The organism is Oleiphilus sp. HI0117 (assembly GCF_001635235.1).
The window spans coordinates 1-1,173 of sequence record NZ_LWGA01001383.1; the positions used below are offsets into that span (position 1 = coordinate 1).

The following is a 1,173-nucleotide window of genomic DNA, read 5'->3' on the forward strand; positions in this document are numbered from 1 at the left end:
AACGTTAAGCTAGGTCGCTATCAGCTAGCTTTAATGCAAGAACGCGCCGGCGCAGGCCAAACACCGGAAATGTTTCTAATCGATATCCGCAGCCGTCCTCTGGAGAATGGTTGTTCTCGCCCCTTGAAGCAGCGAATCGGAGAAGAGCTTGCTCAAGGCAACCAAGTAATCATATTCCAAAACCGCAGAGGCTTTTCACCAACACTAATGTGTAATAGCTGCGGTTGGCTCGCCCAGTGCCCTCACTGTGATGCACGCCTTACTGTTCATAGTCGCCCACCTCAGCTACATTGCCATCACTGCAATCATAAAGAAATCATTCCAAGAGCCTGTCATGAATGCAACCACACAAGTCTGACACCACTTGGCGCAGGCACCGAAAGACTAGAGTTTGGACTGCAGGCACAATTCCCGAGCGCCAGCGTGGTGCGTATTGACAGAGACAGCATAAAGAACCAAAAACAAATGACTGAGCTAGTCGAGCAAATCAATAAGGGAGAGCCTTGCTTGTTGATTGGCACACAAATGCTCGCAAAAGGGCATGACTTTCATAACGTCACCCTGGTCGCCATCATCGATGCCGACGCCAGTTTTTTTAGCGCCGACTATCGAGCCATTGAGCGCAGCGCACAGCAACTTTTACAGGTTTCAGGGCGCACGGGCCGCGGTAACAAGCATGGCACAGTGCTCATCCAGACACGCCAACCAGAACACCCCATCTTTGAACCTATTCTGCGTAGTGACTATACAAGCATTGCTCAGCAGGAGCTTGAAGAGCGCCAATATTGCGAGCTGCCGCCTTTCTCAAAAATGCTCACTATCCGGGCTGAGTCAGCCAAGGCTGAGGCAAACCTTGAAGAGTTGAGTTCAATTAAAAACTTGGTGCTAGCAAGTTACTCTAACGAGGCAGCGATACAAATATCGGGCCCCATTGAAGCAAATATCGCCAGAAAGTCTGGAATCTACCGAAGCTACTTGCATTTATTTATTTCAGATATGAAGGCTCGCTCGCAGCTTGTACATAGCTTGCGCTGTTATCTAGATTCGCGTAAATCCCATAAAACCAAGCTATATATCGACGCAGACCCCCTCGATTACGTCTAATAGCAATACTTGGAGTCAGAGTAAAAAGCGCACTTTTTACTCTAACTCCAAGTATTAGCGTTTAAATCT

The 1,173-nt window shown here is 48.3% G+C and carries 1 protein-coding gene; it reads left to right on the forward strand.

The window, feature by feature from the left end:
• Window positions 1-1,104: primosomal protein N' (gene priA / locus A3757_RS23590; RefSeq protein WP_068740386.1), on the forward strand; the 1,104-nt coding region annotated here is incomplete at its 5' end.
• Window positions 1,105-1,173: the final 69 nt, after the last annotated feature.